The sequence below is a fragment of the Pseudomonas sp. GW821-FHT09E04 genome (genome assembly GCF_059416185.1).
In genome coordinates this window covers 449,481-465,519 of record NZ_JBWKOR010000001.1, presented here as the reverse complement: position 1 = coordinate 465,519, position 16,039 = coordinate 449,481, and the positions used below count along the sequence as shown (strand labels likewise).

The following is a 16,039-nucleotide window of genomic DNA, read 5'->3' as shown; positions in this document are numbered from 1 at the left end:
GCTGTCACGTATCCGTTGGCGCTTGTGCCGGGGCCGGAAACCATTTTTCCTTCGGCACGCGTTTTTCTTCTTCGGGGTCACCCAGATAGTGCGGAGACATGATCTGCACGCCGTATTCGTTGAACACATCCTGAATATTGGCGTGCAGCATGCTCAGCAACACGGCACGCGGACGAGGCTGACTGGGAATGGCCTGCGCCACCAGACGGTATTCGGGATAGAAATCGGACAACGCAGTCTGGAACACTTGTGCTGGCGGAATCTCCAGCACGCCGGGCGTCCGTCGGGCCGCCTCCAGCAACATCGCTTCCACCTGGCGCCACGGTGTGTCGTAGCCGATGGTCACCACCGTGTCGACCACATAACCAGGGCCCTGCACCGTGCGTGAGTAGTTCTTGGTGACCGTGCCGGTGATCATCGAATTGGGCAGAGTCAGCACCTCTCCCAACCCGGTGCGGATGCTGGTGGTGAACATGCCGAGCTCCGTCACCGTGCCTTCATGTTCACCGATTTTCACGAATTCACCTGGGCGCAAGGTTCGGGTGTACGTCAGGATCAGCCCGGCCGCCGCCTGCCCGACCACACTGGTGGCACCCAGCGAAATCATCAGGCCGATCAGCACCGACAACCCCTTGAAGGCGTCAGTGCCGGCCCCGGGCAAATACGGATAGGCCATCGCCAGCGCAAACAGCCAGATCGCCAGAGACGTCAGGCGCTGGGTGGGTTGCAGGGTTTCCTCGTTCAGCCAGTTGAACGTTCCCGGGGTTGCCATGCGCCGCAGCACCCGACGGCTGAACGCCGTGGCGCCTCGGGCAATGAAGAAAATCGCCAGCGCCACGCCCAGCCCGGGGATGGCGCCCACGATGGCCTGCAAGAGATAGCTGGCAACCTCGATGAGGTAGTTGTTGAGGCTCTCACCCCAAGGGCGGGTGTACGGAAATCGCGACAGGACAAAACCCAGCCATTCATACGTCAACAGCAGAATGACGAACCAGCGCAGCAGCCAGAACACGCGAATGACCAGTGGATAAAGGTAATTGGCATCCACTACCGGAATTCGTCCGACCTTCAGCGCCTGGGTATGCCGACGCATCAGCTCGGGCAATCTCTTCAGCCATCGACGCTGCAACCAGGCGATACCCCATAGCAGCACGAAATAAATGCCGGTGGCGAGCGCCGCAGCGCCGAGCGCACGTAGCATCCGATGCAGGCTCCTGGCTTCCTGCGTTTCCGCCACGACCTGACGCAACTTTTCCGCCGCGCCCTGCGCCGCCATCAGCACGGAGGGATAGTCGAGGCTGTCGACATCCTTGGGCGAGACGATAAAGGCCCGTTTGTTGCCCAGCAGCACCAGGTAGTTGTCCTGCATCGGGTCAACAGTGACGGTACGGTCATCCGACTCATCCAGGGCTTCGGCGATGACCGCTTTGGCCCGTTTGACCCGAGATGCCGGCGCCTCCCCGAGCAGCGTGGCGCGAAACACCATGATGCTGCGGTTGGCTACCTTCAACTCGACGGGCTCGTCGGCAGGTTTTGCGCTGTCTTCAGCCCACAGAAGTGTCGAGCAGAACACGCTGAAAACAACCATCAACAACGCAGGCAACCGGCTCCGCATGTGTCAGTTCCTTACGCCACAGTTATGAGTGCGGGAATACAGAACGCAGCGTAGTTCAGCGATCAAGGGTTGTCAGATAGGCAACTCAGCACACCCGCTCAATCTTCCGGAAGCAGACCACACGATTATCCGGCGACATTTCATCAACGCCGGTCACTGACACATGAAAGGTTTTCCGCCATCGCGTATCACGCTGGCCCTGCTGTTTGGCGGTCTGGCCAACTCAGCCTGCGCCAGTGGTTTTCTGGATGACGCCAAAGGCGAAGTGCTCAGCCGCAACTTCTTCCTGAGCAACGACTACCGTTCGCCCTCTCCCTCCGGGAAGAACTACAAACAGGAATGGGCTCAGGGGTTTATCGGCACTTTCGCATCCGGTTTCACCGACGGAGCGATCGGGTTCGGTCTTGATGCCCATGCCTTTTATGGGCTGAAACTGGATGGCGGCCGAGGACATTCCGGCACCGGGCTGTTACCCGTGGACAGTGACGGTCGCAGCGAAAGCGACTATTCCAGCGCGGGCGGTGCGCTGAAACTCAAGGCCTCGAAAACCACCCTTGCCTTCGGCGAAATGACGGTAGAGACGCCCGTGTTCGATACCTCGGACAAACGTCTGCAACCGGAATACGCCACCGGTTTTCTACTCAATAGCCGCGAAGTCGACAACGTGAATCTGGTGGCCGGTCATTTCACGGCGTTCAAGAATCAGGACAGTTCATCGAGCCAAGGCGATTTCCAGGGTTATGGCGCCAATACGAAGGCCGGCGGGATCAGCTTCATCGGCGCAGACCTGTTCAGTGAAAGCCCGGTAGGCGGCGCTCTGTACGCGTCTGACCTCAGCGAAACCTGGCACCAGTACTACGCCAACCTGCATTTCAAACAGTCCGGCGTATTGATCGACGCCAACATCTACCACACCCGCGATACCGGGCAGGCCCTGGCCGGCGAAATCGACAACACCGCGTTCAGCCTCTCGGGCAAATACACCTTTGGCGCCCACGCGGTGATGCTCGGCTGGCAACGCGTCAACGGTGACACACCATTCGATTTCGTCGGTGGCGACTCGATCTACCTGGCCAACTCGATCAAATACGCCGACTTCAACGGCGCCCACGAGCGCTCATGGCAAGCCCGCTACGACCTCGATCTCGGTGCGTTCGGCATTCCCGGACTGAACTTCATGACCCGCTACGTCTCCGGCAGCCACATCGACGGTACTCACGCGCCCAAGGGCGGTGCCTACAACCCGTTCGACGCAGACAGCGGCCAATACCAGCCACAGCAAGGCGACGGCGGCAAGCACTGGGAGCGTGACATCGACCTGCGCTACATCGTCCAGTCCGGCGCCGCGAAGGATCTTTCCGTGCAGCTGTCCCACGTCTCGCACCGGGCCAACAGTGCTCAGGCGGGGGATGATACTGACCGGATCTACGTGGTGATTCAGTACCCGTTGGGGTTCTGAATCAGCGCATCGGCGATTGCCCCTCATTGCGGCTTGTGATGCGCGACTTCAATTGATTAATCAATGCGGGGTCCCGCAACTCGACACTCGTTTCCCGACGTAACGCCAGCGGCGTGCCGGTGGACATTTCGCAGTAGCGATAATAACTGTGCGAAAGCCAGTTCCAGCTTCCCACCATTGCGACTTGATCATCAACCAGCAGGATTTTTTCGTGCGTACCTTCGGGAAGGCGGATGACGTTCTCGGGACCGAGCTTGTTTTGATAGGCTTTTATCAAGCCTGTTTCACCGTCATCGGCATTGGGATGCTCGATATGGTCATGCCCGTAGTAGACCTTCACTTCAACACCACGCTGTTGCGCCGCTTGCAGCAGTTTGAGCGGTGGATGGTTATGACTGACTCCCTGGCGAATCCACGGCACCACTGCAACGAAAGAGCGTTGGCTGGACGTAATAAGCGATTCGAATGCCTGGATGTGGTCGCAATCGAAGTAGTGCCTGACGCCACCAGGTGTGACACCGGCAAAGGATGGACTCTGATGCTCCATGCTGACGAAAAACGAGGCAGAGCAGACCCGCGCCATTTTTTCCAGCGATTTTCCGGCGCTTAACAAGCGGTGCTGGTTACCGACAACAATGAATTGTTGCTTGGCCCGCGATACGGCGACGTTCAACAGGTTGGGCTTGCCATTCTGGAAGTGATCGCGATCGGTCCGTTGAAAAATCACCGGTGAGTAAATGATCACCTCGAAACCGACACCCTGAAACTGGTGTACCGATCCGATTTTGAGTGCCTTTCGCTGAGCGACCCGCTCGCCATAGGCTTTGATCAACAGGTTTTTCTGATTGGAGTATGGCGTGATGATGCCAACGTCCTGGGTGAGGTCGTAACCAGCCCCCTCCAGTTTGTCCAGCAACAACCCGATTGCCTCGACTTCATCCTGATTGGTATTGGGCATCGGGCCTTTACGACCTTCGACGCCATAGAACATCAGATTGAAACCACCCATGTTGTCGCACGCTGCCTGGATTCGCGGTTCGGCAGGCTGCGTGCACACCTGTACTCCCCTATAGCCGGCGATTTGCATGAACAGTTCGGCAATGGCCGGTCGGCATCGCCGATGCTCGTCGAGCACAATGCCATCGCCCATGTCCGTGACTGCACCGGTCAAGGAACCGGCGGCGCGATGGTAGGCGGTCACCAACATCGGAGACACAGCTTCATACAAAGTATTGTCGACGAAGTATTGGTCCTTGAGCTTGCCGGCCATGGCCGAGCCAAGCGTGCGGATCGGCTCGATCTGCAGCGGGTCGCCCACGACGATGCTTCTTTCGCTGCGTGCCAGCAACGGAACCAGCGACTCTGCGGAAACCATCCCCGCCTCATCCACCAGGCTCAGTGCGTAGGGGCTGAATCCGTTGAGGTCAGCGAGTTTGTATCCTGGCAGCTTCTGCACCGATGCCAGCGTCGAGGCCATGACCGGATAAGCAAGGCTGATCAACCGATAGAACTCTTGCAGTTTGTCCTTCCATTTGTAAAAACCGCTGTCGGTCTGGCCGTCGAGCATATTGCACCAGAGAGGCAATACCTGCCCCAGCGCCTCTTTCTGTCGAAGCAGCTCCTGCCAGAGGTAGTCAATGGCGTGCTCAAACAGCGCGCGTTGCTGTGTGATGAAGCGCAGACGCAACACTTCTATCCAGTCGCCTTCCGGGAACTCAGCGTAAAAGCTGTCACGGGCCGCCTCGTAACGCCGCCAGTCGCTGGAACGTTGTTTGACCTCGTCAATGGTCTTGGCCAGTAGCTTGAGCGACACCTCCCGGGCGGTTTCCGGGGGCCCCACTCTCAAGGTCTGAAATATCTGCTCGGCATTACCGGCGCTGAATACGTCACCCCGATTGCGGGCCAGTTCCGCGAGGTGTGCATGATCGAGGCCATCGAGCCCGTAGGTCTTCATGTCCTCGGGGCAGCTCTTTTTCAGGTGGTCGAACGCACGGGTATATTTGCGGCGAGAGATCCATGCACGCAGCGATGCCATAAAACCCGTCGGGTAGTCGGCAAAATGGTGCTGGAGTGTTTCGCTGAGTGTGCTCTCGAGCCACGGCTGATACGCCGTCTCATCAAATGGAGCATCAATGAGTTTGGTGTATCTGCGAGACAAGTGGTCTTTCGCTTGCGTGTATCTGACTTTGTCGGCAGCCAGCGCATCCAGCGCACCCTTGCAGTGGCTGGTTAGAACAGCGTAATCCAGCGACTGCTCCGGTTTATCGATCAGGCCCAGCGCTTTGCTGCTTTCGCACACGCTGCGGATCGATGCGTCCAGTCGCTCGCGAAAAATTTCGGGTGAAAGATCCGAAAAGGCAGAGCGAGCCTCCCCGAAACCTGCAAGCAAACGCAGATACGTCACGTAAAAACCATCAATCGTTTGCTGGATCCCGACGATCCGGTCCGCTAAGGCGTTCTGCTTTTCCTTGTCGTAGGACTGCTCGTCGAGTTGGCGCAGAAGCGTGTGCACCCGATCAATTTCAGAGGTGACCTGTGCCTTGTCCCCGCACAGAAAATAGAACCAGCTGAAATCTTTCAGGCAAGGGTCGTCACGCAAATCGTCAATGACGTTCTCCACCGCTTTTTTGGCCGTCGATGTCACGACGACGCCCAGGTTACGGTCTTCTCCGGCGATACAGACTAATGCCCTTTCGACAATCCGGCTGGCAATCAACGACTTGAACAAGGTCGTTTTGCCTGTGCCGGGAGCGCCCTGGACTGCCACCAGCGGTACGCCGCTGGCAACCTGGGTCAACGTTTGCATTTGCCCCCTGCCCAGAGGGTATTTACGCTCGAACAGGCCATACGGAAAGCGTGAGAACTGGTTGCGCGGCGCCGGGTTGCCGAGCGAACGCTGCATTATGTAACGCTGCAGCAAAGGCGAGGCTTTCAGGTCGGGACGTTGAAGCAGGACCTTGTAGTCCTTGAGTTGCTCGCGAGAGTTGAAGTCGCTGACCACTGGATGACAGATCAGCCCGGTCACGGCTTTTTCCAGGTACACATCGGCAACATCGTTACGGATGGCTTTCAACCCTGCGAGGCGATAATTGATCCAGGCCAGAAACGACCGGAAAACCGCGACGAAGGTTTCACCCTGCTTTCCCGTACAGGCTGCGGCCAGGCTCATCATGTGACGTTCGGCGCCCAACTCTTGTAAATCGACGTCCAGGTATGCCCGAAACGCGTCGATATCGGGAACCACTTCAACCCCTTGCTTGACCGGGACGCACACACTCAATTCGGACTGGGTATGCCAGTTATCAGGCAATGAGTAACGGAAAAGCGGAACGAAAAACGTTTGTTTTCCCTCGATCACGCGCAACAGTGGAAAGCCAAGTTGCAGGGCCTCAGCCTGAGCAATGCCCTCTTCACTGACTTTGACAAAGCGTTCTTCGAGCACTTGGGTCTGATCAGCAGGCAGCGAAAAACGAAACCCGGTCGAGTCCTCTTCGACATTGTCTGCAGAGAGCCTGACGTGTTGTTCCTGATAAACATCGGTCTCTTTCACCCGGCTCTTGGCCAACCCGGTCGCTTCGACAAAAGCACACCATCCGCGAAGTACGTCCATGTCTTGCTGATTGCCTTGCATTGTTTTATCCGAGCCTGAAGCGAAAAAAGAGGCGTGATTCTACGGCAGTGGCTTATTGATGGCACCCCTCGCCCGATAAGAACAGGTAATTGGCGGAAGGCAGCCGGAGTCGAACCTGCCCGGGAACGGATGCCGTCCCCAACCGGGTTTGAAGCCCGGCCGCGCCACCGGGCGCGATTGCCTTCCTTGAACTCAGTCGGCGCCGGGGTTGGCCAGCGCGTTGTCGAAGCGGATCTGCCGGCCCTCGCCGAGACGCCGGGTCAGGCCGAGGCGGTCGAAGTATTCGAGGATCTGGATACTGCGTTTGCGTCCCAAGCCTAGCGCATCGCGGAACGCCGTGACTTGAATCGGCGGATTTTCTTCACCCAGGCGCAACAGCACGGCCGCCATTTGCCGCAGCGTGATGTCGGTGAAGAACAGGTCCCGCACCACCTGATGCATCACGCCCAGCCGCGCCAGTTTGCGCAGTAACAGCCGAACGGTGGCGTCGTCCTGGCCCACGGCTTTGGCCACGTCGCGTATCCATGGAGGGTCGAAGCCGGCCTGTTCGAACAGCGGCTGCAAGGCCTGCCACAGGGTTTCGTCGTCGGCATTCAAACGCACCTGATGATCCGGCAAATGCAGCCACGGGCCGCTGGCGGTGAGCGAGCCGGCGCTGCGCAGTTCCTCCAGCAGGCTGATGAAGGTCGAATGTTCGATGTTCAGTCCGCTGAAGCGCCGCAAACGATCACGGTCGGGGCCCATCTGGTCGGGTTCCAGTTCATGGAAACGCGCCAGTTGCTCCAGCAGCGTGAACTTCAGAATGCCCCAGCGCTGGGCATTGAACAGCCTCTGCCCCTGACGGGTTTCGATCAGACGGACGTTGTCCGGCAGCGCCCAGCCTTCACGCGGACGGTTGAACTGACGCTCCAGACGCTGCGGATCAATGCCGCTTTCGCTGTATTCCAGCAACGTCGGCAACGCTTGTTCAAGATCACTGCTGATCGCCAGCGCCCGCAATTGCGCCAGACGCCCAGGGCTGCGCCGTTGCCGGGCCGGGGCGAACGGGTCGAGCAACTGACCGCCACCGAGCGTGCGCTGGGCACTCGAGTCGCGCAGGATCAGTCTGTCGCCCTTCACGCCATGCACCGGGGTATTGGTCAGCAATTGCGCAAACATGCGCTCGCCCGGAAGCAGTCGTGGGCCTTCCAAGAGCGCCACACGGGCAATCACGTCTTGCGTGCCGAGGTGCAGGTGCACAGGCTGGAAGTGTTCGAAGGTGCGCGTCTCATCGGGCAGCAACTGGAAGTCGATATCCAGGCGTTGAGTCGGTGCGAACAGCGCTTCGGCCAGTAGCCATTGCCCGCGATGGATGTGCCCGAGCTCCAGACGATCACCGCTGATGTTCAGGGCAACACGTTGGCCGGCAAACGCCAGTTCTGCGGGTTGATTCTGGGCATGCAGCCCCCTCACCCGTACCGTTTTGCCCTGCGGCCCGAGGATCAGTTTGTCGCCCACAGCGACCATTCCCGACAGCGCCGTGCCCGTCACGACAATCCCGGCACCGGCCACGCTGAATGCCCGGTCGATGGCCAGACGAAATCCACCCTCGCGACTACGTTTCAACACTTCACTTTGCACCTGCAACAAAGCCTTCCGCAGGGCATCGACACCCTCTTCCGTCACACTTGAAACCGCCAGCATCGGCGCCCCGGCAAACGGACCGGGCGCCAACAGGTGTTCGATCTGTTGGCGAACCTCCACCACCCTGCCCGCCTCGACCCGATCAATCTTGGTGATCGCTACCAGCGCCCGTGGAATCCCCAGCAACTCGACGATCGCCAGATGCTCCCGGGTCTGCGGCATCACGCCGTCGTCCGCCGCCACCACCAGCAACACCAGATCAATGCCTTGGGCACCGGCGAGCATGTTGTGAGTGAATTTCTCGTGCCCCGGCACATCGATGAACCCGGTCAGCCCTGCTCCGGGCGCCAGTTCGGCATAGAGATAACCGAGGTCGATGGTCATGCCCCGCTCGCGCTCCTGCGGTCGGCGGTCGCCGGATTGACCGGTCAGCGCCTGAAGCAGCGAGGTCTTGCCGTGGTCGATGTGCCCGGCGGTGCCGACGATCATGTCTGCAACGGCCCGAGCTGCGCCAACCACGCCGGTTCGTCGTCGAGTTGCCGCAGATCCAGCCACAGCGCGTCATCGTCGATCCGCCCCAGCACCGGTATCGGCAACTCGCGCAACGCGGTCTGCAGATTCAACAGAGAGCGCCCACGCAGGCGTTTCGAAACCTGCGGCCGCACACACAACGCGGCACTCGGCAAACGCGCCACCGGTTGGCTGCCGCTGCCGATCATGCCCAGCGCCGCCACGACAGTGACGGTCCAGCCTTCACCGAGAACGCCGGTCAACACCGGTTGCAGGCGTTCGGCCTGAGCCAGAATGTCATCTTGCGGGCGGGTCAGCAGACGCAAGGTCGGCAAACGCTCAGCCAGGCGATCCGGATCACGATAGAGCCCGAGCACCGCTTCCAACGCAGCCAGCGTCATCTTGTCGACACGCAAGGCGCGTTTCAGCGGGTTTTTCTTGATTTTCGCGATCAGCTCCTTGCGCCCGACAATCACGCCGGCCTGCGGCCCGCCGAGCAGTTTGTCGCCACTGAAGGTGACGATATCCGCGCCATCGAGCAGCGCCTGACGCACCGTCGGCTCCGCTGGCAAACCCCAGCGGGTCAAGTCCAGCAGGCTGCCGCTGCCGAGGTCTTCGAGCAGCGGCAAACCATGACGATGGGCCAGTTCGGCCAGCTCGGAGGTGGGTACACGGGCGGTAAAACCCTCGATGCTGTAGTTGCTCGCATGCACGCGCATGATCAAGCCGCTGCGCGGGCTGATCGCCGCTTCGTAATCCCGGGCGTGGGTGCGATTGGTGGTGCCGACCTCATGCAGGCGCACACCGGCGCGGGCCATGATGTCGGGGATACGAAAGGCACCGCCGATTTCGATCAGCTCACCGCGAGAGATGATGCCTTCGTTGCGTGCGCCGAGGCTGTTGAGCGTCAGCAGCACCGCCGCAGCATTGTTGTTGACCACGGTGACGGCTTCAGCGCCGGTCAATTCGCGGATCAGGTCTTCGATCAGGTCATCGCGGTCGCCACGCTTGCCGCTGGTCAGGTCGAACTCCAGATTCAACGGATAACGCGCCGCCAGTTGCACGGCTTCGATGGCTTCTTCCGGCAACAGCGCACGTCCCAGATTGGTGTGGAGTACGGTGCCGGTCAGGTTGAACACCCGCCGCACCTGACTGCGCTGCTGTATCGACAGGCGTTCAGCGACTCTGCCGGCCAGTGCTTCTGGGCTGATTTCAACGGCGGACAACTGCCCCGCCACCACCGTCTCGCGCAAATCGTCCAGCAACTGGCGTAACGCCGCCAGCAGCGCCTCACGCCCGTGGCGTTCGGCCAATGGCTGCAAGGCGATATGACGCAACAGACTGTCGATGGATGGCAAACGCTGGGCAACACTGGCAGGCATCAGGCGCTCCGGATAAAAAGCCGTTGCGCCAGAGTGTAGACGCTCGGTTCAATCGTCTCCGGGCGCCAGCAACAGATTCGGCGCCAATCGCTGATAACCGTCCTGGGCCAGACGCATGTCCAGCAGCAGACTGCTCAAATCCGCCGACAGCGCTTCAGCGTCCGCATCGTTTTCCAGGTACAGCAATTTCAGGTAGCTGTTGCAACTCGGGCAGACCTCCGCCCGCAACGGCGCCTGATTGGCAGCGTGACGATCATCCTCGAGGCTCAGGTATTCCAGCCCTTTGCTCTGTTCGCAGTACACGCACTTGACCCGCACCGCATGCCATTCACAGGCACACAGAGAACACACCAGATAGCGCAAGCCATTGTGTTTGCCGCGATGGCGGATCACCCCGGCCATGGCCGGCGATCCGCAGGCCGGGCATTGGCTGAGGCTGTTGCCGGGCGCCAGTTGCAGATTCGGCGCACTCAACAGCCAATGGCTCCAGGCCGCTTGTAGCGCCGCTCCAAGGAACGGCACCAGCGCCGCCGGCACCAGCGAATACTGACCGCTGACCAGCGCCACGGCCCAGGCGCGCAACTGACCGGCGCTGGCAAGTCGCAACGTTGTCAGCGCTTCGGCCACGGCGGTTTGCTCCGGCGCGTTGTAGCGTTGCAGCAAGGCGTCGAGGTACGCCTGCCACGCGCCCTCACGGATCAAGGTATCGGCGGCGAACGGCGGCATGCCGTGTTGCCGGCAGACCTCAATCCGTTGCTCATCGATCGGCCCGGTCGAGGGCGGATCGTCGAGGATCTGCTGCTGCACGCGACACAATCCGGCGATCAGGCGCAGGTAGTTGGCCAGCGGATGGCCGGCCGCCAAGCGTTCCAGACGTTCGGCGCGCAGCAGGAAAAGATTGTGCGGCGGCAAATACAGAAACGGCGGCGCACTGGCCGCCGCTTCGATTTCCCCGGGTTCAAGAATGGTTGGCAAATGTCAGCCCTTTTTGGTGACCGGTCGCTCCGGTGTTTCCTTGGAAACCACCTCGCGATACCAGAGTGCGTGATGTTTCTTCGCCCAGGCGCGACTGACCCAACCGTGCAGCATCGCGTCCACCGAGCCTTTGATCCAGATGCCGGCATAGATGTGCACGATGATGCTCAGGATCAGCACAAACCCCGCCAGTGCGTGCAGCAACATCGCCCAGCGAATCGTGGTGATGCCGAAGTAATGACTGAAGTACGCGCGCCAGATCACCAGCCCCGTGAACAACAGCCCGAGCATGCACAGCAGTAAAGTCCAGAACAGCATTTTTTGCCCGGCGTTGTATTTGCCCACCGGCGGCACAGTCTCTTCGTCATTGACCAGCACCCGGTCGATGCGCCGCAGCCACTTCCAGTCGTTGTCGATGAAGAAGTTGGAACGCCAGAAACGAAACACCAGGCCAAGGAACAGCACGAACATCAGCACGCCCATGAACGGGTGCAGGATCCGCGTCCACGGCCCGCCGCCGAACAGGTTGGTCAACCAGAACATCGACGGATGAAACAGCGCCAGCCCCGAAAGCCCAGCCATGAAGAACAGAATCGCCACCAGCCAGTGGTTGGTGCGCTGGTTGGCGGTGTAGCGCAGGATCGTCTTGTTGCTCATGGCCGGTCCTCCCCGCGTGGATCGAAGGTGTGCACCGCCGGGTCGACCACGTGTACCGAGGTGTCGGGCGGTTCCGGGTGATCATCCTCTTCGGTGCGGTTCGGGCCGATCCGCACGTAATGGAAGAACCCGGCCAGCACCGCCGCCCCCATGGCCAGCAGGCCCAGGGGTTTGCTGATGCCTTTCCACAATCCTACCAAAGGACTGATCGCCGGATTCTCCGGCAGCCCGGCGTAGATCTTCGGCGTGTCGGCATGGTGCAACACGTACATCACATGCGTGCCGCCGACGCCTGCCGGGTCATACAGGCCCGCATTGTCGAAACCACGGCTCTTCAGGTCGACGATGCGTTCGGCGGCGTGGGTCTTCATGTCCTCTTTGGAGCCGAAGACAATCGCCCCGGTCGGGCAGGTTTTCACGCAGGCCGGCTCCAGCCCTACCGCCACCCGGTCCGAACACAGGGTGCATTTGTAGGCCTTGTGATCCTTCTGCGAAATGCGTGGAATGTTGAACGGGCACCCGGTGATGCAATAACCGCAACCGATGCAGTGATCCTGATCGAAGTCGACGATGCCGTTGGCGTGCTTGATGATCGCCCCCGGGCTCGGGCATGCCGCCAGACAACCAGGCTCGGCGCAGTGCATGCAGCCGTCCTTGCGGATCAGCCATTCGAGGTTGCCGGCGTCGGTTTCGTGCTCGGTAAAACGCATCAACGTCCACGATTCGGCGCTCAGATCCTGCGGGTTGTCGTAGGTGCCGTGGTTGTGGCCAACCTCGTCGCGCAACTCGTTCCATTCCGAGCACGCGACCTGGCAGGCCTTGCAGCCGATGCATTTGGTGGTGTCGATCAGCTTGGCGACTTCCTCCTGATTGCGCACCGAAGGTGCCGGGGTCGTGGTGGCCGAGCGGGCAATGATGTCTTGGCTGGCCATTTATAGTTTCTCCACGTTGACCAGGAATGACTTGGATTCCGGGGTCTGGGTATTGCCATCGCCGAGGAACGGCACCAGGGTGTTGGTCAGGTAACCGTGACGCGTCAGGCCGGTGAAACCCCAGTGCAGCGGAATGCCGATCTGGTGCACCACCTGGTTGTTGACCTGCAACGGCCGGATCCTTTTGGTCACCACCGCCACCGCTTCAATGAACCCGCGCTTGCAGCTGACCCGCACCCGGTCACCGGCAACGATGCCCTTCTCTTTGGCCAGCACTTCACCGATTTCCACGAACTGCTCCGGTTGGGCGATCGCATTGAGCCGACAGTGTTTGCTCCAGAAGTGGAAATGCTCGGTCAGCCGATAGCTGGTGGCGGCGTATGGGTAATCCTTGGCCACGCCGAGGCTGTCCCACACCGAATCGAAGATCCGCGCCGCCGGGTTGCTGGTGGCTTTCTTGTTGTCCGGGTGCAGCGGGTTGATGCCGATCGGCGTTTCGAACGGCTCGTAGTGCTCGGGGAATGGTCCTTCGTTCATCTTGTCGACGGCGAAGAACCGCGCCACGCCTTCGGGGTTCATGATGAACGGGTTCATCCCGGCTTCCGGCGGCACGTCGGCCTTGTAGTCCGGCACGTCGGTGCCGCCCCAGGCCTTGCCGTTCCACCACACGAGACGTTTTTTCGGGTCCCACGGTTTGCCCGACACATCCGCCGAGGCGCGGTTGTAGAGAATCCGCCGGTTCGCCGGCCAGGCCCACGCCCAACCCTGATGCTGATGCATGCCGTAAGGGTCGGAATTGTCGCGCCTGGCCATCTGGTTACCGGCCTCGGTCCAGCTGCCGCAGAAGATCCAGCAACCAGACGCCGTGCTGCCGTCATCCTTGAGCTGGGCGAACGCCGCCAGTTGCGAGTTGCCCTTGATCACCGCGCCCGTGGCGTCGGTGAAATCGGTGGTGGCGTAGCCGTTGACCTCCTTGGCGATTTCTTCCGGCGACGGTTCTTCCGGAATCTTGTACGGCCAGGACAGTTTGAGGATCGGATCGGGATAGGCCCCGCCCTCGGTCTGATAACGCTGACGCAGGCGCATGAACAGCTCGGTCATGATCCGCACGTCGGTGCGTGACTCGCCCGGGCCGTCGGCACCTTTCCAGTGCCATTGCAGCCAGCGGCTGCTGTTGACCAGCGAGCCGTCCTCTTCGGCAAAGCAGGTGGTCGGCAGGCGAATGACTTCGGTCTGGATATCGGCGCTCTTCACATCGTTGTACGGCCCGACGTTTTCCCAGAATTGCGAGGTTTCGGTGGCCAGCGGATCCATCACCACCAGCCATTTCAGTTTAGCCAGCGCAGCCATCACCCGGTTCTTGTCCGGCAGTGCGGCAATCGGGTTGAAACCCTGGCACATGTAGCCGTTGACCTTGCCTTGCCCCATCAGGTCGAACACTTTGAGGATGTCGTAGTTGGGGATGTCGAGTTTCGGCAGGTAGTTGTAGGCCCACTGGTTCTCGGCGGTCGCGTTGGCGCCGTACCAGGCTTTCATCAGGCTGACGTGGAACTTGCTGTAGTTCTGCCAGTAGGACAACTGCCCCGGCCGCAACGGCAATTGCGTGCGTTTTTTGATGTAGGCGGTGTAGTCCTGTTCGGCGTCGGTCGGCAGCGTCAGGTAACCCGGCAACGAGTTGGAAAGCAACCCGAGGTCCGTCAGACCCTGAATGTTCGAGTGCCCGCGCAAGGCGTTGACCCCGCCACCCGGCATGCCGACGTTGCCCAGCAACAGTTGCACCATTGCCGCGCTGCGGATGATCTGCGAGCCGATCGAGTGCTGGGTCCAGCCCAGCGCGTAGAGAATGGTCATGGTCTTGCCCGGCGTCGAGCAAGTGGCGATTTCCTCCCAGATTTTTTTCATTGCATCGACCGGCATGCCGCAGATCTGGCTCGCCAGGTCGATGTTGTAGCGGCTGTAATGCTGCTTCATCAACTGATAGACGCAGCGCGGGTCCTGCAGGGTCGGGTCGACCTTGGCAAAGCCGTCCTCGCCCAGTTCGTAGCCCCAGGAGGATTTGTCGGTGTAGGTGCGTTTGGCTGCGTCGTAACCGGTGAACAGTCCGTCCTCGAAGCCGAACCCGGCTTTGACGATGAACGACACGTCGGTGTAATTGCGCACGTATTCGTGCTGGATTTTGTCCTCGGTCAGCAGGTAATTGATCAGCCCGCCCATGAACGCGATGTCGCTGCCGGTGCGAATCGGCGCGTAGTAATCGGCCACGGAGGCGGTTCGGGTAAACCTGGGGTCGACCACAATCAGCCGCGCGGCGTTGTGCGCCTTGGCTTCGGTCACCCATTTGAAGCCGCACGGATGCGCTTCAGCGGAGTTGCCGCCCATCACCAGGATCAGATTCGCGTTGGCAATATCGGTCCAGGTGTTGGTCATGGCTCCACGGCCGTACGTCGGGGCAAGACTTGCCACCGTCGGGCCGTGTCAGACACGCGCCTGGTTATCGAACCCCAGCATGCCGAGACTGCGAACGACCTTGTGGGTGATATAGCCCGCTTCGTTGGACGCCGCCGAGGCCGCGAGGAACCCGGTAGTCAGCCAGCGATTCACCGTTTGCCCCTGGGCGTTCTTCTCGACGAAATTGGCGTCGCGGTCGGCCTTCATCAGGTCGGCGACGCGGTCGAGCGCTTCGTCCCAGGTGATCCGGGTCCATTCGCTGCTGCCGGGCTTGCGCACCTGCGGGTACTGCAAGCGGCCGGGGCTGTGAATGAAGTCCAGAAGACCCGCGCCTTTCGGGCACAGCGTGCCGCGGTTGACCGGGTGGTCGGCGTCGCCCTCGATATGGATGATGTTTTGCGCAACGTTCTTCGCCGTATCGCCCTGGCTGTACATGATCAAGCCGCAACCGACCGAGCAATACGGGCAGGTGTTGCGGGTTTCATGGGTGTGGGCAAGCTTGAAGTGGCGCACCTGCTCGGCGAAGGCCAGCGTCGGGGCCATGCCCAACGCGCCCAGGCTAGAGCCTGCAAGGCCGATACCGGCGACCTTGAAGAACTGACGACGGCTGAGATCCATCGTGCACTCCTGATCAGGTGGAACCCGGTACTTGAGCCGGGTTTTTCTGGACAAACACGGTTGCGGCAGACAAATGCCGATCCTTTCACTCTAGACAACGTGCGCTTGCCCAGTGTGAAAACCGACCGTCGGCCATTCATCGGTCACAAGTTCGCGCCTACAGGGGATGGAGGTTTATCATCCCGGGCA

9 protein-coding genes and 1 tRNA gene are annotated in these 16,039 nt (G+C 60.5%); 1 reads left to right on the top strand and 9 read right to left on the bottom strand.

Annotation, left to right across the window (positions count from 1 at the left end; genetic code table 11):
• Nucleotides 1-4 precede the first annotated feature (4 nt).
• Nucleotides 5-1,615, bottom strand: coding sequence for a mechanosensitive ion channel family protein (locus tag AC07N4_RS02135; protein WP_493064835.1), 1,611 nt, complete (start codon nucleotides 1,613-1,615; stop codon nucleotides 5-7).
• 163 nt (nucleotides 1,616-1,778) lie between these two features.
• Here AC07N4_RS02135 and AC07N4_RS02130 point away from each other — a divergent pair, with 163 nt between their 5' ends.
• Nucleotides 1,779-3,074: an OprD family porin gene (locus AC07N4_RS02130; protein ID WP_493064834.1), complete on the top strand. Its 1,296-nt coding sequence runs from the start codon at nucleotides 1,779-1,781 to the stop codon at nucleotides 3,072-3,074.
• A 1-nt stretch (nucleotide 3,075) separates the two neighbouring features.
• Here the strand turns inward: AC07N4_RS02130 and AC07N4_RS02125 are convergent, their stop codons facing one another.
• From AC07N4_RS02125 to fdnG, 8 genes are all read right to left on the bottom strand, one after another.
• Nucleotides 3,076-6,705 carry an AAA domain-containing protein gene (locus tag AC07N4_RS02125; RefSeq protein ID WP_493064833.1) on the bottom strand — a complete coding sequence of 1,210 codons (3,630 nt, stop codon included), beginning with the start codon at nucleotides 6,703-6,705 and terminating at the stop codon, nucleotides 3,076-3,078.
• Between the two features lie 90 nt (nucleotides 6,706-6,795).
• A tRNA-Sec gene (locus AC07N4_RS02120) sits at nucleotides 6,796-6,891 on the bottom strand.
• Between the two features lie 6 nt (nucleotides 6,892-6,897).
• Nucleotides 6,898-8,817: a selenocysteine-specific translation elongation factor gene (gene selB / locus AC07N4_RS02115; protein ID WP_493065195.1), complete on the bottom strand. Its 1,920-nt coding sequence runs from the start codon at nucleotides 8,815-8,817 to the stop codon at nucleotides 6,898-6,900.
• Nucleotides 8,814-10,220, bottom strand: a complete 1,407-nt coding sequence (gene selA, locus AC07N4_RS02110) for an L-seryl-tRNA(Sec) selenium transferase (RefSeq protein WP_493064832.1) — start codon at nucleotides 10,218-10,220, stop codon at nucleotides 8,814-8,816. Before selA ends, selB begins: the two co-directional genes overlap by 4 nt.
• Before the next feature lie 48 nt (nucleotides 10,221-10,268).
• On the bottom strand, nucleotides 10,269-11,195 hold the full coding sequence (gene fdhE / locus AC07N4_RS02105) for a formate dehydrogenase accessory protein FdhE (protein WP_493064831.1): 927 nt from the start codon (nucleotides 11,193-11,195) through the stop codon (nucleotides 10,269-10,271).
• Nucleotides 11,196-11,198: 3 nt separating this feature from the next.
• Entirely contained in the window at nucleotides 11,199-11,852 is a 654-nt protein-coding gene (locus AC07N4_RS02100) for a formate dehydrogenase subunit gamma (protein WP_249486209.1), read from the bottom strand.
• Nucleotides 11,849-12,784, bottom strand: a complete 936-nt coding sequence (gene fdxH / locus AC07N4_RS02095) for a formate dehydrogenase subunit beta (RefSeq protein ID WP_096820413.1) — start codon at nucleotides 12,782-12,784, stop codon at nucleotides 11,849-11,851. Before fdxH ends, AC07N4_RS02100 begins: the two co-directional genes overlap by 4 nt.
• Nucleotides 12,785-15,850, bottom strand: a complete 3,066-nt coding sequence (gene fdnG, locus AC07N4_RS02090) for a formate dehydrogenase-N subunit alpha (RefSeq protein WP_493064830.1) — start codon at nucleotides 15,848-15,850, stop codon at nucleotides 12,785-12,787.
• Nucleotides 15,851-16,039: the final 189 nt, after the last annotated feature.

What these genes read in the sequence shown, in the direction of transcription:
- AC07N4_RS02135 (WP_493064835.1), bottom strand. Translation starts at nt 1,615, where the DNA reads ATGCGGAGCCGGTTGCCTGCGTTGTTGATGGTTGTTTTCAGCGTGTTC.
- AC07N4_RS02130 (WP_493064834.1), top strand. Translation starts at nt 1,779, where the DNA reads ATGAAAGGTTTTCCGCCATCGCGTATCACGCTGGCCCTGCTGTTTGGC.
- AC07N4_RS02125 (WP_493064833.1), bottom strand. Translation starts at nt 6,705, where the DNA reads ATGCAAGGCAATCAGCAAGACATGGACGTACTTCGCGGATGGTGTGCT.
- selB (WP_493065195.1), bottom strand. Translation starts at nt 8,817, where the DNA reads ATGATCGTCGGCACCGCCGGGCACATCGACCACGGCAAGACCTCGCTG.
- selA (WP_493064832.1), bottom strand. Translation starts at nt 10,220, where the DNA reads ATGCCTGCCAGTGTTGCCCAGCGTTTGCCATCCATCGACAGTCTGTTG.
- AC07N4_RS02100 (WP_249486209.1), bottom strand. Translation starts at nt 11,852, where the DNA reads ATGAGCAACAAGACGATCCTGCGCTACACCGCCAACCAGCGCACCAAC.
- fdxH (WP_096820413.1), bottom strand. Translation starts at nt 12,784, where the DNA reads ATGGCCAGCCAAGACATCATTGCCCGCTCGGCCACCACGACCCCGGCA.